Origin of the sequence: Chryseobacterium panacisoli (assembly GCF_008274625.1) — a bacterium.
GTDB lineage: Bacteria > Bacteroidota > Bacteroidia > Flavobacteriales > Weeksellaceae > Chryseobacterium > Chryseobacterium panacisoli.
The window spans coordinates 188,657-212,615 of record NZ_VTRU01000004.1; the positions used below are offsets into that span (position 1 = coordinate 188,657).

Sequence of the window (23,959 nt, forward strand, 5' to 3'; positions counted from 1 at the left end):
CAAATAATTTAAAATAGTTCATACAATTCCAAATTAAAGCATGAAATAACCAATACATAAAATAAACGAAATTTTATTTTATGCTGGTGATATTCCCACACAGATTTTCAAGATGAAATATTTTATGGAAAGGGCTCTTCACTTCCGTCAAATGTTCTTTATCCTGAATAAAGGTATATCTTGAAGCAATAGAATTCATATCTGAAACAATTACCAGCCAGCATTCATCCACTGAAGTATCGTAATAAGGAAATTTTTCATTTTTCTTTTCTATAAGTTCCAGAATTTTTTCCGAGCAGAGTTCATCAAAAAGGTTCATGTTATATTCATGGGTGATAAAGACATTTCTCCGGTGAAAAGATTTTCTTATGCTTTTTACACAACCCACGGCTTTATTTTTTTTGATGCTTTTATAGATATTAATGATATTTTCCTGCTGTGCTTCAAGATGATCAAATTTAGTTTCCGGGTGGAATTCTAAAAAATAAACACCACGATATTTCGTAGTGTCTTCCTGTTCTAATAATATTTCTGCCTGACGAAACATTTTATTCAAAGTACTTTCCACTTTTTTCATTTCCAGATGATTGATCACTTCAGTCAGTTCTATTCCAATTTTTTTGTCGTTTAACTTTGCGATAAAGTCTGGGCTCTCGCAGGTAAGGTTTTCAAATTTCACTTCGGGGAAGTGATGCATAAAAGAATTGAGAAGCAGAATCTCGGATTTCTTTCTGTATTTTTCACGGTCATGAAGCGGAGATTCGTCTATGGTACGGTGATACTTCTCTATGGGCTTTTTTTTCAAATGCCTGTTCAGATAATATAAACTCAGATTCTTTATCAGATCTTCCTCAGAAAACGTCTTTTTCATGTGTGATTTTTTTATTTAATTAAGAACACATGCAGCCATGGGCTTTCATCGTTAAAAGTTTTTGATAATCAAAATTTTACACACTTAAAGGTAAGTAAAAAAACAATTCAACACTTCGTTTTAAAATTAATTTATCTGTTAATTAATGTAAAGTTTATTTTCATAATTAATACCTTTGCTTTTTTCTAACACAAACGCACATTTATGGATTTTAGGAATTTCAGAATACCCTACAATATCAATCCTCAATATTCAAAAAGAACAGCCTATTTCTCGATGGAATTTGCTCTTGAGCAAGTACTTAAAATATATTCGGGAGGACTTGGCTTTCTGGCAGGATCTCATATGAGAAGTGCCTATAATCTTAAGCAGGACCTTATAGGAATCGGTATTCTATGGAAGTTTGGTTATTATGATCAGGCAAGAAATCATGATCAGACTTTACAGCCTGTATGGACGAGAAAAATGTACAGCTTTCTGGAAGATACGGGAATAAAATTTCAAATCGAAATCCACAGTGCTCCGGTTTGGGTAAAAGTATGGTACCTTGATCCTGAAACTTTCAATACGGCACCTATGTTTTTTCTGTCAACAGATGTTCCGGAAAATGACCATGTTTCCAAAACGATCTGTCACAAATTATATGATGCCAATGAATCTACCAAACTTGCTCAATATATTTTATTAGGAAAAGGAGGAGCAAAGCTATTGGATGAATTGAATATTGAAAGAGATGTTTACCACCTTAACGAGGCCCATGGACTTCCGGCAGCCTTTTACCTGTTGAAAAAATATAACGGAGACCTCAATAAAGTTAAGGAAAAACTGGTGTTCACCACACATACCCCTGAAGAAGCAGGAAATGAAAAACATAGTTTCAGATTATGTTATGATATGTCCTATTTCTCCGGCTACAGCATGGAAGAAGTAAAAAAGATTGAAGGTTCTGATGATGACCGTTTCAATCATTCCCTTTGTGCATTGAGGATGGCCAGAATCGCCAACGGAGTTTCCCAGCTTCATGGAGTGGTTTCCAGAGCCATGTGGAATAAATATTCTGACATCTGTGAAATTACGTCTATCACTAATGCACAGGAATTCAAATACTGGTCTGATAAACCTTTGTACAATGCCAAAGACGAAAATGATGCAACCGTTTTTGACTACCGTAAAAAGTATTTAAAGAAAAAGCTGTTCAGTATCGTTGCAGATCAAACGGGAAATTTATTTAATCCTAATATCTTTACAATTGTCTGGGCAAGAAGATTTGCAGGCTACAAAAGAGCAGAACTTCTTTTACATGATAAAGAAAGATTCTACAGGCTTCTGAACAATCCAAAATATCCGGTACAAATCATTTGGGCAGGAAAACCTTATCCCATGGACTATTCCGCCATTTCCACATTCAATACTCTGGTTGAGGAAAGTAAAAATCATAAAAGTATAGCTGTTCTTACGGGATATGAACTTTCTTTAAGCAAATCTTTAAAACAAGGTTCGGATCTATGGCTTAATAATCCCAGAGTTCCAAGGGAAGCTTCAGGTACATCTGGTATGACTGCGGCTATGAACGGCTCAGTGAATTTATCCACTGATGATGGCTGGATCCCGGAATTTGCCAGACACAGAGAAAACTCTTTCGTTGTTCCGAAAGCAGATTATCTGAATATGAGCATCTATGAGCAGGACAATTATGATTTAAACAAATTATATGAAATCCTTGAAAATGAAATTCTCCCAACCTATTATGATCGTCCTGATGAATGGAGAAAAATACAGCACAATGCAATGAATGATGTGAAAGATCACTTCAACAGCGACAGGATGGCAGATGAATATTACAGAGTGCTTTATAATGAAACGAAATAGAGAAAATACGAATTCACAGTTTTACATCTCATAAAAAAGCCCGGAAAATTTCCGGGCTTTTCTTTTATACGTTTATTTACTCTTTTTCTTAGCAGGCACTTTAAGTCCCTTTTCTTTGGCTTCCGAAATGCCAATGGCGACGGCTTGCTTTCTGCTGGTCACTTTTTTTCCGGAAGAAGATTTCAGTTTTCCCTCCTTGAACTCGTGCATTACTTTTCCTACTTTGTCCTGAGCTTTTTCTGAATATTTAGTCTTGCTCATGATCAGATTTTTTTAAGATTTTGGCAGGGATACCCCTAATTCATAAACACAGGCATGTTTCAAATACTTTGAACGCTCTCTCGATGTTACCGATTCAAAATGATCATTCTTGATCACAATGATCGGGTCTTCCGCATTTTCAATTTCAAAATTGGCAAAATATCTTTCATCAGGCGGAGATTGCTGCTCTCTTGCTTTAATTTTTTGCAGTTCATCCGCATATTTTCTGAATCCCGGATCTGAGGAATGAATAAATTTGTATTCATCGCCTGCATACACATGGTAATGAAGCTTTTTTTCTATTAAACCCGCTTCGTCAGTGATTTCGGGATTATCATTTCCGTCTCTAAACACTACTTCCACCAATATTCCTCCTTTTTTATGAGCACATTCTTCAGCGTCATTAAAACTGGAAAAACCTGTATAAACAATCTGGTCGTTTAATACATAACGGTTCAGTTTCTGGTTGTATGCATTCGTTTCCATAATTATTATTTGATTTGATTATAAGTAATGATATTCAATTTTTTTGCCAAAAAGCTTATTTGAAAAGCTTTTTTACACATTTTAATAAAATTATTATCTTTGAAATCCATTAATGTTAGAAATGAAAAAACTACTCTTAACTCTTACTGTAGCTGCAGTATTTCAAAATGTATCAGCACAGGAAATCACATTAGATAAAATATATTCAGGATATTACCGTGGAAAGGGGATTGCAGGAATCACCTCCATGAAAAACGGTGAAAATTATCTTGTCATTGAACCATCAGGAATTGCAAAATATTCTTATAAAACTTCACAGAAAGAAGGGAATCTTGTGGACGGAAAGTTTGAAAGCTATATTTTTTCCGATGATGAGTCTAAAATCCTTTTACAGACAGGAAGCCAGCCAATTTACAGACATTCTTTCCTGGGAAAATTTGAAGTAAAAGATTTAAAATCCGGAAAAGTAATCAGTCTGAATGAAGGTAAAACCGTTCAGGAGCCAACATTTTCCCCGGATGCGACAAAAGTGGCCTTTATTTCTGATAACAATTTATTTTATCAGGACCTTGCTTCAGGAAAAATCACTCAGATCACTACTGACGGTAAAAAGAATTCAATATTGAATGGCCTGGCAGATTGGGTGTATGAAGAAGAATTCGGGCATGCAAGACAGTACGAATGGACCAAAAATTCTGATGCTATCGTATTTGTAAAGTCTGACGAAAGCCAGGTTCCGGAAATCTACATTCCAATCTATGGAAAGAGTCTTTACCCCGCTGAAATGCGTTATAAATATCCAAAAGCCGGCGAAAAAAATTCTATAGTTTCCGCACAGTTATACCGTCTTGATAACGGAAAAACAATGCCGCTGAATTTAGGTTCTTTCAAGAACTATTACATCCCGAATGTATTCCAGACTGCAAAACCGGATGAAATTGTTTTAATTACTTCTGAGAGAATTCAGAATGCTTCGGATATTTTAAAAGTAAATACCAAAACAGGGGCAGTACAGAAATTATTTACTGAAACGGATGATAAATGGATCGATACAGACAGTCCTACACTGGAATTCCTTGAAGATGATTCTTTCCTTTGGGCTTCTGAAAGAGATGGAAACCGCCACCTTTACTGGTATGACAAAGATGGTAAGCTTAAAAAGCAGATCACAAAAGGAAACTGGGAGGTAACAGATTATTATGGATTCAATCCAAAGTCGAAAGAAATTTACGTTCAGACTACCGAGAAAGGAAGTATCAATAAAGTGGTTTCCAAAGTAAATATTGAAAACGGAAAATCTCAGCTGATCTCTAATGCAGAAGGAAACAATGCTGCCAATTTCAGCAAGAACTATAATTATTTCATTGAAACCTCTTCTACAGCAGCAAAACCTTACACTTATATTTTAAAAGACGGGAACGGAAAAGCAGTAAAAGAACTTCAAAACAACAATGATCAGTTACAGAAATTAAAAACGGATAATTTTGTTGAAAAAGAATTCATCACCATTCCAAATGCTGTTGGTGATCAGATGAATGCATGGATCATGAAGCCTAAGAACTTTGATCCGAATAAAAAGTATCCTTTATTTATGTTCCAGTATTCCGGACCGGGATCTCAGCAGGTTGCCAATTCATGGGATAACGGAAATGCAATGTGGTTCAACCATCTTGTACAAAAAGGATATATCGTAGCCTGTGTAGACGGACGCGGAACTGGCTACAAGGGAGCTAAATACAAGAAAGTAACCTACATGAACTTAGGAAAATATGAGATTGAAGATCAAATCACAGCAGCAAAGTGGCTTGGAAACCAGTCTTATATTGACAAAAGCAGAATCGGAATGTTCGGATGGAGCTTTGGTGGTTATATGACCAGCTTAGCAATGACCAAAGGAGCTGATGTTTTCAAAATGGGAATTGCTGTAGCTCCGGTAACCAACTGGAGATATTACGATTCTGTATACACAGAAAGATTTATGAGAACACCTCAGGAAAACCCTGATGGATATGATAAAAACTCCCCTACAGAATATGCAAACCTGTTGAAAGGTAAATTCCTTCTGATTCACGGAACTGCCGATGACAACGTTCATTTCCAGAACTCTATGGAATTCTCTGAAGCATTGATTCAAAACAAGAAACAATTTGACTTCATGGCTTACCCGGATAAAAACCATGGAATTTATGGTGGACAGACAAGACCTCAGTTATATCAGAAAATGACTGACTTCATCTTGAATAATTTATAAAATTATATCTCCAAAAATCAAAAAAGAACCCTTTCTGAATCTGAAAAGGTTCTTTTTTGATTTATACATATCCGTTCACTAAGGATATTTTATCGCTTTATCTAATTCAATAGGATTATTAAAAGATTTTATTTTTTTTCGTTCTCTGCCCTCAGCAGGTTTTAATTCTTCTTTTGAGAGAACAGTTCCGTCATCCAGCAATAGTTTTTTTCCTTCGGGTAAAGCAAGCCTTCCATTCATTATATATTTAAAAGGACTATCATATAATTCTAGTTTCAGTTTATCCAGCTTGGCCTGATTAACAGGAATTGCTCTGGAAATAGAATTTTCTAACGAAACCCGCTTATATTCCTCTGTGATTTTTTCGCTTTTTATGACCTTGAAATGATAGTTTTTCTTTGTGTCATACAACTCTACAATGAGTCCTGGTAATCCATTAAATTTATATGGTCCATAAGGAATGGGGATATCTTTAGAAAACCATGCTACCCAGCTTCTTCCGCCAAATTGTGTCGTTGCTTGTTGAACCTTATAGCCTCCAAATGTTTTTGTGCTATCTGAAATTTTCCAGTTCTGATCTGCCTTCTCATTAATTTTATAAAAATTCACATCTCCTATATATTCATAGTTCTGATATTCATTGCTGTTATTTTTTTTAATCAGAAATGAAGTCAGCTTATAGCCTTTATATCCGTATTGGTTTTTAGTTGCAAATATTGAATCATTGATATAGTATATTCTATTATAATATTTCATTTCATCTTTAGAAATATCCAAATTAAAATTTTCTTTAATAAGATTTTTTGACGTGGAATCTTTCTTAGATACAACATCATACACAAATCTGTTGCTTTGAGCAAAACAGGTGAATGCTCCCAACAATAAAAATAATAGCTTTTTCATAGTTTAATTCTGTCAATTTATAAAAAATCATTGTTCCAACCAAAATGGTTTTATATTTATTTCATTAATCATTTAAGCAAGTATTATTTATTTTATCAATTAAAATTAAAAAGCTATTTTTGGGAAATTTGAAAATTGAATATATGAAGACTAAACATCCTAAAGGCCTGCCCTTCCTCTTTTTTACAGAGATGTGGGAACGTTTCGGGTATTACCTGATTCTTGGAATCTTTGTGCTGTATGTTATTGAGCCTACGGGCATGAAAGGAGGACTTGGACTACCTGACAAAACTGCTGATGATATTTTCGGAACTTACATTGCCTTAACTTATCTGACTCCTTTCATTGGTGGATTTCTGGCAGACAGAGTTTTAGGATATATTAAATCTATTTATCTGGGAGGTTTTTTAATGGCTGCCGGATATATCGGTATGGGGGTGTTTAAAGATTTACCTCTGTTTTATGCTTCACTGGCATTAATTATTATTGGGAATGGTTTCTTTAAACCTACAATCTCAACATTACTGGGAAACCTTTATTCTGAGGAACCTTATAAAGCTAATAAAGACTCCGGATATAATATTTTCTACATGGGAATCAATATCGGAGCATTTATCTGTAACATTATTGCAGCATTTATGCGTAATAAATTTGGCTGGGGTGAGGCATTCATCACTGCCGGAGTAGGAATGCTTATTGGTATGGTGATTTTTACCATCGGAAGGAAGCATTATATCCATGCTGCACAAATGAAACCTGTACAGGAAGGAGATACCAAGCTTTCGGAAATTATGCTTAAAGTATTTGTTCCTGCCATTATTGCCGGAGCAATAGGTTGGTTTGTTCCTAACAATATTTTTGGAAGTGACAGTACAGATGCCTTTATTTTTGCGTGTGTACCTGTAATCTACTTCTACGCATCCCTTTACTTTAAAGCTAAACCAGACGAAAAAGCCTCAATCGGAGCCCTACTTTCTGTATTCCTGATCAGTATGTTCTTCTGGGCTGTTTTCAAACAGAATGGTACAGCTTTAACGAGGTGGGCGAATTATTACACGGACAGAAGTGTTCCTGCTGCTCTTGAAAAGCCATTGGAAGGTATTTATATGGTGGAAGGTAAGAGCTATGAAAACAAAGAAACTCCGGTGTATGACAATCAGTTCAGATCTCAAAAAGATGACAATGGAGAAACTAAAAAGGAAATGGGGAAAGATGTTTATTTTAAAAACATATCTCCTGAACAGCGTGCTGCCCTTGAGAAAAACCCTGAAAACAAAGTATATTTATACAATACAGAATTATTCCAGTCTATCAATCCGTTCTGGGTTATTGCTTTGACTCCAGTGATCGTTGGATTTTGGGCATTGTTGAGAAGAAAAGGAAAAGAACCATTGACTCCAACCAAGATTGTTTTAGGACTATTTATTTCCGGACTTTCCTGTCTGGTAATGGTTTTAGCAGTCATGGCCGGAGATAATGGTGCTGTAAAAGTATCTCCACTATGGCTTGTTGCCAGCTATGGAGTAATTACCATCGGGGAATTATGTTTGTCTCCAATGGGACTTTCCTTTGTATCCAAGCTCTCTCCTGCAAGAATCACCGCATTGATGATGGGAGGATTCTTCCTTGCGAACTCTGTGGGAAATAAGCTTTCCGGAATCCTGGCAAGTACATGGTATAACTACGAAAACAAAACGAATTATTTCCTTGTTAATTTTGCTTTGTTAATATTTGCTACACTTTTAGGTCTTTCTATGTTAAAAAGGCTGAATAAAATTATGACAGAAAAAGGACATTAAAATCCTTAATATTATAAAGATAAGTAAGCTGCGGAATAGTTCCGCAGCTTTTTTATTTAAAAATAAAATTAAAACCTTGCCAAAAACCCAAAATAAACTATATTTGTCAGTCTTAACAAAAATTAACAATAGAAATGGATAATATTGAAGCATTGAGTCCGAAACCGGATGAATTTGTAGAGAATAAGAATTCCAGGCATCCTAAAGGATTATGGGTTCTTTTCGGAACAGAAATGTGGGAGCGTTTCAACTTTTATGGGATGAGAGCACTTTTGACGCTCTTCATGGTAAATTCCTTATTAATAAAAGAAGCTGATGCGGCGATCATCTATGGTGGATTTCTAGCTTTATGTTATTTAACACCTCTTTTAGGAGGGTTTATTGCTGATAAGTATATTGGAAACAGATTTGCGATCATCATTGGAGGATCATTAATGGCTATTGGCCAGTTCTTATTATTTATCAGTGCTTCAACTTTCTCAGCAGACATTGGAAGTGCTAAACTGATCATGTGGCTGGCATTATTCGTTATTATTTTTGGTAACGGATTCTTCAAACCTAATATTTCCTCAATGGTAGGAAGTCTTTATCCAAAGCAGGAAAAATCTAAACTGGATTCAGCCTTCACCATTTTCTATATGGGGATCAACATCGGAGCATTCCTTGGTCAGTTTATCTGTCCATACGTAGGAGACGTAAAAGATGCTGCAACAGGAGTAAGAGATATCTTTGCTTTCAAATGGGGATTCTTAGCAGCTTCTATTGCAATGGTAATCGGAACTGTAACATTCTTTATCCTTAAAAACAAATATGTAGTAACTCCGGAAGGAAGACCTATCGGAGGATTACCAAAAAATAATACAAGTGCTGACTTTGAAGAAGGAGAAACACAAACTGCTAAATTCTCAGGTCAGGCTTTAGGAATTACAGGAGGAATATTTGTTGTTTTATTCTTCGTTTTCAGATACCTTCTTGTAGGTGAATTTGGATTCAATTCCGTTGAAATGGGACAACTGATCAAAGGAATCATCTATCCATTTATCTATTCAGCGGGTATTGCTCTTGCTTTCTTAATTATGTCTTCTGCAGAAAATAAGATAGAAAGACAAAGAATCTGGGTAATCTATATTGTATCATTCTTTATTATTTTCTTCTGGGCTGCATTTGAACAGGCAGGATCTTCATTAACATTTATTGCGGATAACCAAACAGACAGAAACATTTTCGGATGGAATATGCCTCCTTCAATGGTTCAGATCTTTAACGGAATTTTCGTAGTTCTTTTGGCTGTTCCTTTCAGTTTGTGCTGGGATAAACTAAGAGCAAAAGGAAAAGAGCCGGTATCTCCGTTCAAACAAGCAATGGGACTGGCATTGATCGCTCTTTCTTATTTCATTATTGCACACAATGTAAAAGATCTTGGAAACTCAGGATTATTAGCAATCAAATGGTTAATGTTATTATATTTCATCCAGACTTGTGGTGAGCTTTGTCTTTCTCCAATTGGTTTATCATTGGTTGGTAAGCTTGCTCCAAAAAGATTTGCTTCATTATTATATGGTGTTTTCTTCATTTCTAACGCTGCTGGTTATGCATTAGCTGGTTCATTAGGAGCACTTATCCCTGCAACAGGTGATAAATTCAAGAAAGCAGAAGAAATAGGAGTAAATCTTCAGGATGTATTAGATAAAAAAGTAACCTTAACTGCAGATCAGGTAGCTGCTTTTGATAAAGCTCAGCTTCCGTTACACAACCCTACTTTTGTAGGATTTGAAATTCACAACCTATTTGAATTCTTCATGGTATTCGTAGTACTTTGTGGTATTGCTTCTGTAATCTTAGGTTTAATTTCACCTATCTTAAAGAAAATGATGCACGGTGTAAACTAATTGTATCAACAAAATATAATAAAACCTCTGCTAAGTCAGAGGTTTTTTTTATTTTCGTATGATGGAAATTTCCGAAGATTTTTTATTCCAATCCGTAAAGGAGATCATTAAGCAGTCGCGCGAAAAAGTTTTTCGGATAGCGAATTCTACTTTACTGCTCACCTACTGGCAAATCGGAAAACTTATTGTGGAAGATGAGCAACAAGGAAAAGAACGTGCAGAATACGGAAAATATACGCTCAAAAAGCTTTCTCAAAAGCTTACTTTAGAATTTGGAAAAGGGTTTGATGAAAGTAACTTAAGAAATATGCGCTCTTTTTATCATGCATTTCCAATATGTGACGCACTGCGTCACGAATTGAGCTGGACCCACTATAGACTATTGATAAGGTTGGACAATAGTGATAAGATGAATTATTATATCAATGAATCTGTTCAAAATAACTGGAACTACAGAGATCTAAAAAGACAAATCAATTCTCTTGCCTATGAACGGGTTTTAGAACATAAAAAGTCTTCCACAGACAGCATCCACAGTGTTTTAAAAGATCCTTATATTTTTGAATTCCTGGGTTTAAAAGCTGATGAACAATTTTCTGAAAAAGAAATTGAAACAGCCATTATTGATCATATTCAAAAATTCTTACTGGAATTTGGAAAGGGATTCGCTTTTGTAGCAAGACAGCAACATATTTCAACTGATACGTCGGACTTCTATATTGATCTTGTCTTTTATAACTACATATTAAAGTGTTTTGTTATCATCGATCTAAAAACCGAAGAACTTTCCCATCAGGATATTGGACAGATTGATATGTATGTAAGAATGTATGATGATTTGAAACGTGGTGAAGGTGATAACCCCACCATCGGAATTCTACTATGCTCAGAAAAGGATGAGACCATTGTAAAATACTCCGTCCTAAATGATAAAAACAATTTATTTGCCAGCAAATACCTGCTGTACCTCCCAAAAGAAGAAGAATTAAAACAAATTATTGACCAGGACAGAATCCGTTTTGAACTGGATCAGAAAGATAAAAACCCTTAATTAGAACTTAATCATATATCATTATGAGCTTAACTTTAGATGAAATACAAAATTTCAAAGGAAAATATCCCAGACAGATCTGGAGCCTTTTTTTCTCTGAAATGTGGGAACGTTTCTGTTTCTACGGAATGCGTGGAATGCTTACTTTTTTTATAGTAAATGTTCTATTTGAAAATTCTCACTTAAAAATTGCAGAAAAAAATGAAATTGCCAATCTCCAATATGCAGCAATTCAAGCATTTGTTTATGCATTTACTTTTTTAGGAGGAATATTTGCAGATAAAATTCTCGGTTTTAGGAAGTCTCTATTTTGGGGAGGCATTTTAATGATTGCTGGGAGTATTATCTTATCAATTAATCCACATGAATATTTCTTCCTTGGAATATCTTTTACTGTAGTAGGAACTGGTTTTTTTAAACCAAACATTTCAACAATGGTTGGCTATTTATACAAACCAAATGATGAAAGAAGAGACGCCGGTTTTTCATTATTTTATGCTGGGATCAATTTGGGAGCACTTATTGGAGGTTATGTATGTATTACAATTGGTAAAGGAGAAATGCTTTCGAATTATATTCCAGAACACTTAAGATGGAATATTGCGTTCAGTCTCGCGGCCTTTGTAATGGTAATTAGTTTAATTAATTTTGTATTTACACAACGTAGACTTGGAACAATAGGATTACAACCAGGCCACCCAATGTCCGACAATCCAGAAGCTAAGATTAGCAAATGGAAAGAGTATGCTGTTTATATCGGAACTTTTGCTTTGATTCCAATTATTCAAATAATGGTTCATAAAACAGAATATACAGATTACTTCATGTATATCATTGGGCCTCTTACCTTAGTTTATCTATTCTATGAAATGACGAAGGTAACACCGTCTGAACGAAAAAAACTTCTGGCAGCTTTAATTTTTATACTTTTTTCAATTTTATTTTGGGGAATTTATGAACAAAGTGGTGGATCTTTAAGTATTTTCGCAGCAAATAATCTTAATAAAGATTTATTCGGACTAGATTCAAATGGTGTTAATAATTCAGGAGGTGCTTTTTTCATCATATTTCTTGCTCCAATATTTGGTTTATTATGGCTTTGGCTTGGAAAGAAAAAAATTGAACCTAATACAATAATCAAATTTGGGCTTGGCTTTCTATTCTTAGGATTAGGTTACTATGTCCTTTTTGCTACAAAATTTTTCGCAAATCTACAAGGAATTACTTCGCTAAATATATTTACTATTGCACTTCTTGTTATTACATTTGGAGAACTTTGCTTATCCCCAATTGGTCTTTCAATCATGACCAAACTTTCTACAAAAAACCTACAAGGAATGATGATGGGAATGTGGTTCTTAGCTTCAGCATATGGACAATATGTCGCAGGACAAATAGGAGCCGGAATGGCTAAAGTAAAAGACGGCTCAACAAACTATGATGCTTTAGTCACTTATACTGATGGATATAAACAATTGGGTTTATACGCGGTAATTGCCGGAGTGGTATTAATTTTGATATCTCCGTACGTGAAAAAATTAATGCAAGATGTAAAATAAAAAATAAGTAATTATGCTTATTTTTACCCAAATATCACAATATGAAGAAAATTTTAAGCATAATACTCTTCCTTTTATTAAATTTCAGTTTTGCCCAGGTAAAGTGGATGACCATTGATGAAGCCTTAAAAGCACAAAAGGAAAATCCTAAAAAAATACTGATTGATTTTTATGCAGACTGGTGCGGCCCATGCAAAATCATGGATAAAAAAACCTACGGACATCCTGTGATTGCGCAGAACCTGAACGAGAATTATTATCCTGTAAAGTTTAATGCGGAAGAAAAAAAGAGTATTGAGATCTTTGGAAGAACATTTTCAAATCCTGATACCGAGCATAGAAAAGGAAAAAATTCACTGCATGAGTTTACTCAGTATATGAATGTAGGTGCTGTCCCAAGTACCGTTTTTCTGGATGAGCATGGAGATCCTATCACCATTCTTCAGGGAGAATTATCTGCCAAAGAGCTGGAACCCTATCTGGAACTGATCTCAAAAGATTTGTTCAAAAAGATCAAAACCAGAGAACAATGGGAAGATTACCAGAAAAAGTTCAAATCTAAAATTAAAGATTAATCCAGACATCCCGATTTTCGGATTTAATTCTAAAAATTCACCATACAGACTTCCGATTTTTTGGAAGTCTTTTTAATTTTACCGAAATTCGGGTCTTTATTTCTTTTGTCAAAAAATAAGGATCAAAAAATTCAAAAACCCGCATCCTGAAATCTGAAAATGAATCTCGAAACCTCTATAGAATACGTAAAAGGAATAGGTCCGGAAAGAGCAAAACTCATTAAAAGTGTATTGGGCCTGACTACTGTTGAAGATATGCTGAACTTCTATCCTATCCGCTATCTGGATAAAAGTAAAATTTATACCGTTTCTCAGCTTCAGGAAGAAAGCAGCCAGGAAATACAATTGAGAGGAAGAATTACTCATGTTCAGGAAATCCAGACCGGGAAGACTAAAAGATTATCTGCGAAATTCAATGATGAAACAGGCAGTATGGATCTGGTATGGTTCCAGTATTCAAAATGGCTGAAAGAGCAGCTTCCTATTAACAGGGAGGTTTATATTTTTGGAAAGATTAATGTTTTCAACCGCCAGTTTTCTATGCCGCATCCGGAAATAGAAGCTGAGGAAAATAAAGAAGGAGATACAAGACTCAAACCTATTTATCCGAGTTCAGAAAAACTGACTAAAAGAGGATTAAGCCAAAAGTTTTTCCAGAATGCACTGAGAAATATCTGCAAAGAAATTCCGAATCTTATTGAAGAGAATTTTCCGGAATATCTGATGAAAACCTTTAAATTCATGTCCAGACAGCACGCTTTTCTGAATGTTCATTTTCCAAAAGATAAAGAGCATTTTGATAAGGCGGATTACAGGTTGAAATTTGAAGAGTCATTCTTTTTTCAGTTAGGATATGGCCTAAAAAAGCTTCACCATAAAACTCAGGCTTATGGTAACCCTTTCCCTGTTATTGGGGATCATTTTAATGATTTCTACGAAAACCACCTTCCTTTTGAACTTACGAATGCTCAGAAAAGAGTACTCAAGGAAATCCGTATTGATATGAAAAGGCCGATTCAGATGAACAGGCTTTTACAGGGTGATGTAGGATCAGGGAAAACGATGGTGGCCCTGTTAACCATGCTTATTGCTATGGACAACGGTTTTCAGAGCTGTCTGATGGCTCCCACGGAAATTCTTGCCCAGCAGCATTATAACGGGATCAAAGAACTGCTAGAAAAAACCGGAATCAATATCCGCATTCTTACCGGCTCCAGCAAAGCAGCAGAAAGGAGAATTATCCATGAAGAACTGGAAAATGGTACGCTTTCAATTTTGGTGGGGACTCATGCCGTTTTAGAGGATAAGGTTAAATTTAAAAATCTCGGCTTGGCAATTATTGATGAGCAGCATAGATTCGGAGTGGCCCAGCGTGCTAAACTTTGGGCCAAAAATAAAATCCCGCCTCATATTCTGGTGATGACCGCTACTCCTATTCCAAGGACTCTGGCAATGAGTTTTTATTCAGATCTGGATGTTTCCGTAATTGATGAAATGCCTGTGGGAAGAAAGCCTATCATTACTGCTCACAGACGTGAAAAAGACAGACTGTATGTTTATAATTTCTGTAAAGATGAAATTAAGAAAGGCCGGCAGGTCTATTTTGTATATCCACTTATTGAGGAATCTGAAACTTTAGATTACAAAAATCTGGTGGAAGGTTTGGAACATGTTATGGATTATTTCTCAGAATACAATGTGACCATGCTTCATGGGAAGATGAAACCTGATGAAAAAGACGCGGCAATGGCTTATTTCGCTTCGGGGAAAGCTGAAATTATGGTGGCAACTACAGTCATTGAAGTGGGAGTAAATGTCCCCAATGCTTCTGTAATGGTCATTGAAAGCTCAGAGAGATTCGGGCTTTCACAGCTTCATCAGCTGAGAGGGCGCGTAGGAAGAGGTGCTGAACAGAGTTACTGCATCCTGATGACTTCAGATAAATTGTCTAAGGAAAGCAGAACACGTATTAGGACAATGACCGAAACCAATGACGGCTTTAAAATTTCTGAAGTGGATATGCAGCTTCGCGGTCCGGGAGATATTCTGGGTACCCAGCAAAGTGGTGTGGTAGATTTTAAGAGATTGGACCTGATTAATGATTCGGTGATTATTAAAACAACAAAAAATACGGTAGAAAAAATTCTGGAAGCCGATCCAATGCTGTCCAGACCTGATAATCTGATTATTAAAAACTATTATATCAGATACTACAAAGGAAAAAATAAATGGAGTAAAATTTCATAAAAAAACCGCAGAAAATACTTCCTGCGGCCCCCTTATAAAACTGTTATTTAGAAGAAATTACTTTTTGGTATATCCAAAAAATTCATTTTAATAGTTAAGGCTTAATATTTTGTGATGTGGTGTGAAAATATCTATATAACAATATTATTTGATAAGCTAAAACCTTAACTATTAAAACAAATTATGAAAAACAAAATGAATTATTTTTTTCCAACTTGCTTATTATAAAAACTAACTGAGTTTCGGTGGAGATGAGGGAATGAAACGAATAAAAATATCTCCAACTACTTTTGAGTTTTCATGATTGTACCGTTTTGTTTAAAGATCTTCTGTGCTTTAAAATTGGAAAAATTAATATAATTCATTTTGTTAACTAACATCGTGATTTATATAATTTTGTTTTTTAGAAACAATTACTTCTCATTCATCCGTATCTTCTACTATATAATGAAATTTGTGTCTCAGATTACTTTTACAAATGTCAGTATATTAATTCAGATCCTTTTTATATTATTTTAAGTATTAGTTATAAAATTTTCACTTATTTGTGAATAGTATGCATCAAATACGATTAATATTTTCTTAATATGAAATTAACAAATCCTTTATTCATCAAACTTTCAGAATAAAATGATCTTTATTCAATCCTGAAGTATGATACTGCCAATTAATTGTTATAATATCTGTAAGCACCTTTTTCAGACGCTCAAAAGACTCAGGTTTTTTCATGAAAATATTGGCTCCTTTTACAAAAATATCTTCAATTTCATTTTCCGGAATGGGTTCCGAAAAAATGGCGGTTACCATATTATTGAATTTTGGATTTGCTTCAATCTCTTCCAGGCATTCCATACTGTCTTTTCCAGGGATAGTATATTTTATGAAAACAATTTCCGGAACTACGGCATCATCATTATTCAGATATAGCATCATATCTTTTCCGTTACTGAAGCATTGAACTTTTATAGAGATTTTCAACTCTTTCAAAATATTTTTAAAGAAAATCAAGGTATTTTCATCGTTATCTGCTACTATTACGTTCAGAAATTCTTTATTCATACTGCATTTTAGGGTTTATTGCCGTGCTTTGAGCTCTTCTCCTTTTTCCAATGATCTTTTGAAACTGGGAAGGAGTGATTCCTGTCGTATTTTTAAACTGGGTACTCAAATGCGCCACACTGGAGTAATTCAGCTTATGGGCTATTTCTGTAAGGCTTTGTTTGTTTCTTATGATCAGGGCTTTCGCATGTTCTATCTTTTGCAGAATAATAAAATTCTCAATAGATGTATAAGCAACTTCGGAAAATAGGTTGGAAAGATATCCATAGCTGTGATTTAGCTTCTCAGAAATATAGATGGATGCTTTTACCGGTATGATCTCATCAGAAAAGACCAGTTCTACGATAGCATCTTTTATTTTCTGTACCAACGCAGTCTTCTGACTTTATATGATTTCTATACCATAATCTTCAAGGTTTTGCTTAAAAAGACTGTGCTGTTCTTGGGTAAGAGGCTCATAAAATTCCACTTCACCGAAGTTCAGCAACCTGTACTTCAGCCCGTGTTCTTTAAGTTTTTCGTCCAATACCTTCTTGCAAAGGGCATTGAAATCAAATTTAACATACATTTTCATCCTAGTATATATAAGCCTGTTTTATTTAGTAAATATAACAATTTATTTCATTTAAAAGTGAAATAGGTGTAAATTTTTAATATTTGCCATATAGACGCAAAAACTCCTGTATTTGAGAATACAGGAATTTAAACACTAAGGATGAAAAAAATATACTGATAAAAAGCTGTGTCAGCTCAAAACCAAGCATATGAATGTATTGTTATAAGTGATTTGGTTCTGAAGCAAAGATCATTCAAAATAAGAAATCACTTGTTATAGAATTACAGGTTAAAGTTACAAAATTTTAAGTCAATTAGAAGTGAATTAGAAATTCCATCATGTAATCATCCATCACAAATCCGTTCCCGATATCGAAAACACCTTCCCCATAAACCCTGTATCCTTGGGACTCATAGAAATTTCGGGCAGAATTATTTTTATTCACATTCAAAATAATTCTTTCATTTCCGTTCTCAGAAACTTTTTCGTGCAGAAACTGAAGCGCTTTTTTTCCGAACCCCTTTCCTTTACTCTCAGGAACCAGATAAATACGGTGCAACTTAGTAGTTTTGTCTTCATAATGATGCTCATATCCTATAAAACCTTCGTAAGAATCATTATTTTCATCCTGAATGAGGTAATAGTGGTAATGAGGATTCTGAAGATGCTTCAGAATTTCTGTTTCTGAGTACATTTCGGAAAGCATAAATTCCATCTGTTCTTTTGAAAGAATGTCTGCATAGGCATTTCCCCATGATCTTCGTGCCAGATCCTGAATTAAAGAGATATCTACAGCTACTGCCTGTCTTAATTTCATGATTTATTATATTATGATGGTTAAAAAAAGTGAAAAGCCTAAACTTTTCACCCTTTATATTTTTCAATAATGAACCGCCAAATTTTAAGTAATCTTAAAATTCAATTCATTATTAAATGGTTGCCATTTCAGCTTTAATTTTTGCATGAAGACCTTCTGATGCTTTTACCAAAGGAAGTCTCAGATAGTTTTTAATGATTCCTTTTTCTGCAAGAATTACTTTAATACCGCAAGGGTTTCCTTCAGCAAAAATCAAACGGGTAATATCTACCAGCCTATTGTGAATTGCGTAAGCTTCTTTTACTTTCCCTTCAAAAGCTAGCTGTACCATGGTAGAGAATTCTTTAGGATATGCCTGCCCAATAACGGAAATCACACCATCTCCTCCTGCTAATGTTACAGGCAATGTATATTCATCATCTCCGGAAACCAATGAAAAGCCTTCAGGTTTCTTTCTCAGAATATCAAAATACTGTAAAATATTGGGTGCAGCTTCCTTAATCAGGAATAAATTTGGAAATTCTTTTGCAAGACGAAGGGTAGTCTCTGCTTCTACATTCTGCCCTGTTCTTGAAGGAACATTATAAATAATAATATTCTTCCCTGTGGAAGCTAAAGCTTTATAGTGCTGATAAAGACCTTCCTGGTTCGGTTTATTGTAATAAGGAGATACTGAAAGTACTGCTTCAAATGCAGAAAGATCTGCTTCTTCAATCTGTTTCTTAACGTCAAGAGTATCGTTGCCGCCAATTCCCAAAACTAAAGGAAGACGTTTATTATTCACCTTAATGATATGCTCAATTACCTGTTTCTTCTCCTCTGCAGAAAGCGTTGCGGCCTCTGCCGTAGTTCCCAATACTACTAAATAATTGGTTCCGTTTTCGATATTGTATTCAACAAGTTTTGTTAAACTGTCGAAGTCAACGGATAAATCTTCATTAAAGGGTGTTACCAATGCAACACCTACTCCTTTTAAAATGCTCATCTGTTAGAATTATTTTTGCCAAATTTAATCATTTACAGTAAGAATTTGTAATAAATAATAATGTTTTATTATACATATAGTTATATTTGCATATACTAAAAGATATTATGAAAAATAAATTCTTGTTAATAGGAATTGCCCTGGCAGCCCTTACAGCATGCAAAACAGCTTCTACGCTGCAACTTGCAGATGTAAAGAGCCAGAAAAATATTTCTGTTAATAATGAGCTAAAAAATGATGAGGAGTTTGTAAAGTTTATTGAGCCTTATAAGCAAAAACTGGATAAAGAAATGAACCAGAAGATCTCTCACACGAATGAGGATCTTACAAAGCAGGGCGATAACAGCAATCTGGGCAATCTTTTAGCTGACTACACGTTTGAAGGAGGTAATGAATGGATAAAAACTCACCTTAAGCAAAATGTAGATGCTGCATTGATCAATATCGGAGGAATCCGCACCACGATCGGAAAGGGGGATATTTTACTGAAAAATGTATTTGAAGTAATGCCTTTTGAAAATGAAGTGGTGATTGTAAAAATGAAAGGAGCAGATTTACAGGGCCTTTTTGAGTATTATGCAAAAACGCAGGTCAACAATCCTGTTTCTCATTTATATATTGAGACCAATAACGGACAGGTAATCAAATCCCTGATCAACGGGAAAACAGTAGATCCGGCTAAAGATTATTATATTGCCACTTCAGACTATCTTGCACTGGGTGGAGACAATATGAAATTCTTTGCCAAAGGAGAATCTATCTCAACAGGAATTAAAATGAGAGATCTGTTTATCGATTATTTTAAGAAAGCTCCTGAAGTTGTGGTAAATTCAGATGTTCGTTTAAATTTTATCGGGAAGAAGTAATGGATAGAAAAAGTTTTTTAAAAGCAATAGGAGGCGGATCTTTGGCAATGGCTTTAGCTCCCAATATGATGATGGCGGAAGAATTGAAAATTCTTGACTTAAAATCCGCAAATAAACTGACGATCCTTCATACCAATGACCAGCATAGCAGAATAGAACCTTTCGATGCAAGCTATACAAGAAATCCTAACCAGGGAGGTTTTGCAAGAAGAGCGAGCTTAATTCAGCAGATCAGAAATCAGGAAAGCAATGTACTGCTTCTGGATTCGGGAGATATTTTCCAGGGAACTCCTTATTTCAACTTCTTCGGAGGAGAACTGGAGTTTAAATTAATGTCCATGATGAAATATGATGCCTCTACCATGGGAAATCATGATTTTGATAATGGTCTTGATGGATTTTTAAAAGTACTTCCCAATGCGAAGTTTCCTTTTATCTGTTCCAATTATGATTTTAAAAATACGATTCTTGACGGGAAAACTTCTCCGTATAAGATCTTCAACAAGAATGGAATCAAAGTAGGAATTTTCGGAGTGGGAATTCAACTGGATGGCCTTGTAGGTAAAAAACAGTATGGGGAAACCGTTTATTCCAATCCGATTGATGTAGCACAGCATTATTCTAATTACCTGAAAAAAGAGCAGAAATGTGATCTGGTGATTTGTCTTTCACACATCGGTTACGATTATAAAGATGAACCCAATAAAATAAGTGACAAAATTTTAGCGGCCAATACAGAGAATATTGATATTATCCTGGGAGGCCATACTCACACCTTTTTACCGGAACCTCAATCTTATACCAACAGACAGGGCAAAAACGTCCTTGTTAATCAGGTAGGATGGGCAGGTCTTCTTTTGGGTAGAATAGATTTTTATTTTGATACAAACAAAAACGTACAGCATATTTCCTGGAACAATCAGGCAATAGACAGCAGCATAGCATAACCGCATAATATGAAAAAACTCTCTATAATTTCTCTTGGTATTTTAGCATCCCTGCAGTTTACAAAAGCGCAGGTCATTTCATCAAAAAAATGGGCAGATTTATTTTCCTATAACAAAGTCTTGGCTATGAAGGAAGACAATGGGAAAATCATTGCAGCCACAGAAAACGGAATTTTCTATTATACAATATCAACAGGAGAAATTACGAAGTTGTCCAAGGCCAACGGTCTGCATAATATCGGAATCACAGCTTTCGATTATAACCCACAGACTAAAACAGGACTTATTGGGTATGAAAACGGTTCTATGGATGTTATCACTCCACAGGAAATCAAATATATTGTTGATATTCCTATTGCTACCGGCTATAACGGAAATAAAAAAATCAATCATATTTCTATCACCGGAAATCAGGCTGTCATTTCTGTAGGCTATGGACTTTCCATATTTAATCTGAATAATAAAGAATTCGGAGATTCAGCGTTTTTCCTGACTGGCGGAGTTTATGAAGCAAGTAATGAAGCGACCATATTCGGGAATAAAGTATATTCGGTAACCAATACAGGATTAAAGAGCCATCAGATGAATACTACCTTCCCGGTATATTCTACATGGACAACGGAAGCTCCCGGAGCATTCAAACATATAGATTCAGAATCTGAACTGGTATATTCATCAGCTACAGCGGCCTATTTTTATAACAATGGTACTCCTACCCAGCTTCCTACGAACTTTGATAATATCCATGATATTGTTGTTACCTCTAATAATATTATAGTTACTGACAACAGAGTGTATACCTACGGCATAAATGGTGTATCACAAAATGCGGTAAGTCTTGGAGAGGAATGCAACACTGCTATAACAGCTGCGGGAAAAATCTTTGGAGGGACCTTATTATCTGGGATCAAGGACGAAAGTAACAATACTTTTAAACCATCGGGCCCTTACTACAATTTTGCCTATAATATTAATCTTTTCGATAATAATCAACTCCTGGTTTCCTCTGGTGCCAGAGCAAATAATTACAACCACCCGTCTATTATTCCGCAAGAACCAGGGTTTTATTATTTCAACGGTACGGACTGGATTTATCCTTCTTTTTTCAACAAAAGTAATCCAAATCGTCCGGTCTTTGTCAACGTATTGGATGCTATTATAAGCCCTTATAACAGTAATGAAGTTCTCTTTACTAATTATACAATGTTGTCTCACGGAGTATATAGAATGAAATATAATGCCACAAGCAAAGATTTTGAGCTGGTAAAGTATTATAATCTCGGTGCACAGCCTTACTACAGACGCCCGGTAGGATTGACTACAGATACTCAGAACAATCTTTTTGTTTCTTTCGGATTTAATGACGGAAACCCTTCCATGGGAATCTATGATAAAGCCGCTGATGATTTTATCATCAAGAAAATTGTTCTTGCCAGTGATGGTATACAAAAGGCCGTTTTCCATGAAAATATGCTATGGACTCCACTGCCGAGATCTAATAACTTTTGGGTATATGACTATAAAAATGCGACCAATCTTTCCGATGATACAGATTATATCCTGGGTTCTGCCAATGGATTTAACAGTTCAGGAGGAATCTTATCTGTAGCTTTTGATAAGTCCGGAGATGCATGGATCGGTACAGATGCAGGTTTAAGGATTATGCCTAACGCTGCGTCTGAAATAAAAAATCCACAGCCGGAAGTAGAACCAATAGTCATAGAACAAAATGGGTTGGGTGAAGAGCTTTTCAGAGAATCAGCAATTCTTCAGATTGCAGTAGACGAAGGAAATTATAAGTGGGTATCCATTGATGGTGGTGGTGTATATTACCTTTCTGCTGACGGCCAGAAAACAATAAAACATTTTACTAAAGAAAATTCACCTCTTCCTACAAACAGCGTTACAGATATAAAGGTTGATAAGAAAACCGGAAAAGTATATTTTGTAACGTATAATGGTATTGTAACCTACCAGGGTGATGTTGCTGATGTAACTTCCAATTTCGGTGATGTTGTGGTATATCCTAACCCTGTTGTATATTCTAATTTTAAAGGAAAAGTCACCCTAAAAGGTCTTGCAGAAAAAACGAATATAAGAATTGTAGATGCAGCAGGAAATGTTGTACACTCTGCAGTGGCAAGAGGAGGTTATTATGAATGGGATCTTAATAATCAGAAAGGAGTAAGAGTAGCATCAGGAATGTATTTTGTTCTGATGACCAATGAAGATGGGTCTGATAAAGCTACAGCCAAAATAGGAGTAGTCAATTAATTAATGAATTCACAAAACGGTTTTTTACTTTCGTTTATAAAATATGGGGAAAATGATGCTGTATTGCATTGTTTTACTGAAGAAGAGGGTTTCCAAAGCTATTTTCTAAAAGGAATTTATGCTAAAAAGAACAAAAAGAAGGCCCTGCTGCAGCCACTGAGCCAGCTGAATTTTTCAATACTTCCGCTCCGTGGCAATGGCATACCAACTGTTTCAAAGTTTGAACTGGTAAAAAATAATGACATTTATACAGATATAAAAGTCAATACCGTTATTTTCTTTATTTCAGATTTTCTGAGCCACATCCTTAAGTATGAGGATAAAAATATTCCTATTTATGTCAGTATAAATCATTTTATCAATGAACTGACAAAAAGAAATTATCAGGCACACCTGCTCTTTTTACTGGCTGTTTTAAAAATTCAGGGGGTGGCTCCGCTGTTGGGTGACGGTAAGTTTTTAGATCCGGAAACCGGAACTTTTTCCCAGGGAATCTGTCATCAGCAATTCAATGAAGAAATTTCTACATTATGGAAAGAAGCACTTTGTGCTGAAAATCTGTATGCTACAAAAATCCATTCCTCATTAAGAAAAGACTTTCTGGACAGCCTTCTGATATATTATCATTATCATATCACAGACTTCAAAACGCCTGCTTCATTGGAAATCATCCAGCAGATATTTGAGTAGTCCG

At 35.2% G+C, this 23,959-nt stretch carries 19 protein-coding genes and 1 pseudogene; 12 read left to right on the forward strand and 8 right to left on the reverse strand.

Going from position 1 to position 23,959, the window contains the following annotated elements; translation table 11 throughout:
- Positions 1-73 precede the first annotated feature (73 nt).
- The gene (locus FW781_RS16490; protein WP_047382384.1) at positions 74-871 is read right to left on the reverse strand and encodes a hypothetical protein; all 798 of its coding nucleotides are present in this window, start codon (positions 869-871) and stop codon (positions 74-76) included.
- Positions 872-1,075: 204 nt separating this feature from the next.
- On the opposite strand from FW781_RS16490, the gene glgP reads away from it, so the two are divergent.
- Positions 1,076-2,740 carry an alpha-glucan family phosphorylase gene (gene glgP, locus FW781_RS16495; protein ID WP_149388424.1) on the forward strand — a complete coding sequence of 555 codons (1,665 nt, stop codon included), beginning with the start codon at positions 1,076-1,078 and terminating at the stop codon, positions 2,738-2,740.
- Between the two features lie 72 nt (positions 2,741-2,812).
- Here glgP and FW781_RS16500 read toward each other — a convergent pair whose 3' ends face one another.
- Together FW781_RS16500 and FW781_RS16505 are read right to left on the reverse strand one after the other, a co-directional pair.
- Positions 2,813-3,001: a DUF6496 domain-containing protein gene (locus FW781_RS16500; protein WP_047382380.1), complete on the reverse strand. Its 189-nt coding sequence runs from the start codon at positions 2,999-3,001 to the stop codon at positions 2,813-2,815.
- Positions 3,002-3,013: 12 nt separating this feature from the next.
- Positions 3,014-3,487, reverse strand: a complete 474-nt coding sequence (locus FW781_RS16505; protein WP_149388425.1) for a hypothetical protein — start codon at positions 3,485-3,487, stop codon at positions 3,014-3,016.
- Positions 3,488-3,608: 121 nt separating this feature from the next.
- Here FW781_RS16505 and FW781_RS16510 point away from each other — a divergent pair, with 121 nt between their 5' ends.
- Positions 3,609-5,738, forward strand: a complete 2,130-nt coding sequence (locus FW781_RS16510; RefSeq protein WP_149388426.1) for a S9 family peptidase — start codon at positions 3,609-3,611, stop codon at positions 5,736-5,738.
- A gap of 78 nt (positions 5,739-5,816) precedes the next feature.
- On the opposite strand, the gene FW781_RS16515 is transcribed toward FW781_RS16510, so the two are convergent.
- The gene (locus FW781_RS16515) at positions 5,817-6,641 is read right to left on the reverse strand and encodes a GLPGLI family protein (protein WP_149388427.1); all 825 of its coding nucleotides are present in this window, start codon (positions 6,639-6,641) and stop codon (positions 5,817-5,819) included.
- Between the two features lie 143 nt (positions 6,642-6,784).
- Between FW781_RS16515 and FW781_RS16520 the strand changes: the two genes are divergently transcribed.
- From FW781_RS16520 to recG, 6 genes are all read left to right on the forward strand, one after another.
- Positions 6,785-8,440: a peptide MFS transporter gene (locus FW781_RS16520; protein WP_149388428.1), complete on the forward strand. Its 1,656-nt coding sequence runs from the start codon at positions 6,785-6,787 to the stop codon at positions 8,438-8,440.
- 134 nt (positions 8,441-8,574) lie between these two features.
- On the forward strand, positions 8,575-10,329 hold the full coding sequence (locus FW781_RS16525) for a peptide MFS transporter (protein WP_149388429.1): 1,755 nt from the start codon (positions 8,575-8,577) through the stop codon (positions 10,327-10,329).
- Between the two features lie 58 nt (positions 10,330-10,387).
- Positions 10,388-11,380 (forward strand): PDDEXK nuclease domain-containing protein, encoded by a 993-nt coding sequence (locus FW781_RS16530; RefSeq protein ID WP_149388430.1) that lies wholly within the window; start codon positions 10,388-10,390, stop codon positions 11,378-11,380.
- A 23-nt stretch (positions 11,381-11,403) separates the two neighbouring features.
- A complete protein-coding gene (locus tag FW781_RS16535; RefSeq protein ID WP_149388431.1) occupies positions 11,404-12,939 on the forward strand; it encodes a peptide MFS transporter in 1,536 nt (511 codons plus the stop codon).
- Between the two features lie 41 nt (positions 12,940-12,980).
- Positions 12,981-13,514: a thioredoxin family protein gene (locus FW781_RS16540; protein WP_149388432.1), complete on the forward strand. Its 534-nt coding sequence runs from the start codon at positions 12,981-12,983 to the stop codon at positions 13,512-13,514.
- A gap of 159 nt (positions 13,515-13,673) precedes the next feature.
- Positions 13,674-15,761, forward strand: coding sequence for an ATP-dependent DNA helicase RecG (recG, locus tag FW781_RS16545; protein WP_149388433.1), 2,088 nt, complete (start codon positions 13,674-13,676; stop codon positions 15,759-15,761).
- 612 nt (positions 15,762-16,373) lie between these two features.
- Here the strand turns inward: recG and FW781_RS16550 are convergent.
- The 4 genes and pseudogenes from FW781_RS16550 to dapA all read right to left on the reverse strand — a co-directional run bounded on the left by FW781_RS16550 (position 16,374) and on the right by dapA (position 19,178).
- Positions 16,374-16,820, reverse strand: coding sequence for a response regulator (locus FW781_RS16550; RefSeq protein WP_149388434.1), 447 nt, complete (start codon positions 16,818-16,820; stop codon positions 16,374-16,376).
- Positions 16,813-17,394 (reverse strand): annotated as a pseudogene (locus tag FW781_RS16555) (helix-turn-helix domain-containing protein). The gene FW781_RS16550 and the pseudogene FW781_RS16555 overlap by 8 nt, the downstream one beginning before the upstream one ends.
- A gap of 295 nt (positions 17,395-17,689) precedes the next feature.
- The gene (locus tag FW781_RS16560; protein WP_149388435.1) at positions 17,690-18,193 is read right to left on the reverse strand and encodes a GNAT family N-acetyltransferase; all 504 of its coding nucleotides are present in this window, start codon (positions 18,191-18,193) and stop codon (positions 17,690-17,692) included.
- A gap of 112 nt (positions 18,194-18,305) precedes the next feature.
- Positions 18,306-19,178 (reverse strand): 4-hydroxy-tetrahydrodipicolinate synthase, encoded by an 873-nt coding sequence (gene dapA, locus FW781_RS16565; protein ID WP_149388436.1) that lies wholly within the window; start codon positions 19,176-19,178, stop codon positions 18,306-18,308.
- Between the two features lie 107 nt (positions 19,179-19,285).
- Here dapA and FW781_RS16570 point away from each other — a divergent pair, with 107 nt between their 5' ends.
- Genes FW781_RS16570 through recO form a run of 4 tightly spaced genes read left to right on the forward strand, consistent with a single transcriptional unit; the run spans position 19,286 to position 23,955 of the window.
- Positions 19,286-20,044 carry a 5'-nucleotidase C-terminal domain-containing protein gene (locus FW781_RS16570; RefSeq protein WP_172625747.1) on the forward strand — a complete coding sequence of 253 codons (759 nt, stop codon included), beginning with the start codon at positions 19,286-19,288 and terminating at the stop codon, positions 20,042-20,044.
- On the forward strand, positions 20,044-20,991 hold the full coding sequence (locus FW781_RS16575; protein WP_149388438.1) for a bifunctional metallophosphatase/5'-nucleotidase: 948 nt from the start codon (positions 20,044-20,046) through the stop codon (positions 20,989-20,991). Before FW781_RS16570 ends, FW781_RS16575 begins: the two co-directional genes overlap by 1 nt.
- Before the next feature lie 9 nt (positions 20,992-21,000).
- A complete protein-coding gene (gene porZ / locus FW781_RS16580) occupies positions 21,001-23,265 on the forward strand; it encodes a type IX secretion system anionic LPS delivery protein PorZ (RefSeq protein ID WP_149388439.1) in 2,265 nt (754 codons plus the stop codon).
- Positions 23,266-23,268: 3 nt separating this feature from the next.
- The gene (gene recO, locus FW781_RS16585) at positions 23,269-23,955 is read left to right on the forward strand and encodes a DNA repair protein RecO (RefSeq protein ID WP_149388440.1); all 687 of its coding nucleotides are present in this window, start codon (positions 23,269-23,271) and stop codon (positions 23,953-23,955) included.
- The last annotated feature ends 4 nt before the right edge of the window (positions 23,956-23,959 follow it).

Coding starts and splice junctions, on each gene's coding strand:
- FW781_RS16490 (WP_047382384.1), bottom strand. CDS start 871: ATGAAAAAGACGTTTTCTGAGGAAGATCTGATAAAGAATCTGAGTTTA.
- glgP (WP_149388424.1), top strand. CDS start 1,076: ATGGATTTTAGGAATTTCAGAATACCCTACAATATCAATCCTCAATAT.
- FW781_RS16500 (WP_047382380.1), bottom strand. CDS start 3,001: ATGAGCAAGACTAAATATTCAGAAAAAGCTCAGGACAAAGTAGGAAAA.
- FW781_RS16505 (WP_149388425.1), bottom strand. CDS start 3,487: ATGGAAACGAATGCATACAACCAGAAACTGAACCGTTATGTATTAAAC.
- FW781_RS16510 (WP_149388426.1), top strand. CDS start 3,609: ATGAAAAAACTACTCTTAACTCTTACTGTAGCTGCAGTATTTCAAAAT.
- FW781_RS16515 (WP_149388427.1), bottom strand. CDS start 6,641: ATGAAAAAGCTATTATTTTTATTGTTGGGAGCATTCACCTGTTTTGCT.
- FW781_RS16520 (WP_149388428.1), top strand. CDS start 6,785: ATGAAGACTAAACATCCTAAAGGCCTGCCCTTCCTCTTTTTTACAGAG.
- FW781_RS16525 (WP_149388429.1), top strand. CDS start 8,575: ATGGATAATATTGAAGCATTGAGTCCGAAACCGGATGAATTTGTAGAG.
- FW781_RS16530 (WP_149388430.1), top strand. CDS start 10,388: ATGATGGAAATTTCCGAAGATTTTTTATTCCAATCCGTAAAGGAGATC.
- FW781_RS16535 (WP_149388431.1), top strand. CDS start 11,404: ATGAGCTTAACTTTAGATGAAATACAAAATTTCAAAGGAAAATATCCC.
- FW781_RS16540 (WP_149388432.1), top strand. CDS start 12,981: ATGAAGAAAATTTTAAGCATAATACTCTTCCTTTTATTAAATTTCAGT.
- recG (WP_149388433.1), top strand. CDS start 13,674: ATGAATCTCGAAACCTCTATAGAATACGTAAAAGGAATAGGTCCGGAA.
- FW781_RS16550 (WP_149388434.1), bottom strand. CDS start 16,820: ATGAATAAAGAATTTCTGAACGTAATAGTAGCAGATAACGATGAAAAT.
- FW781_RS16560 (WP_149388435.1), bottom strand. CDS start 18,193: ATGAAATTAAGACAGGCAGTAGCTGTAGATATCTCTTTAATTCAGGAT.
- dapA (WP_149388436.1), bottom strand. CDS start 19,178: ATGAGCATTTTAAAAGGAGTAGGTGTTGCATTGGTAACACCCTTTAAT.
- FW781_RS16570 (WP_172625747.1), top strand. CDS start 19,286: ATGAAAAATAAATTCTTGTTAATAGGAATTGCCCTGGCAGCCCTTACA.
- FW781_RS16575 (WP_149388438.1), top strand. CDS start 20,044: ATGGATAGAAAAAGTTTTTTAAAAGCAATAGGAGGCGGATCTTTGGCA.
- porZ (WP_149388439.1), top strand. CDS start 21,001: ATGAAAAAACTCTCTATAATTTCTCTTGGTATTTTAGCATCCCTGCAG.
- recO (WP_149388440.1), top strand. CDS start 23,269: ATGAATTCACAAAACGGTTTTTTACTTTCGTTTATAAAATATGGGGAA.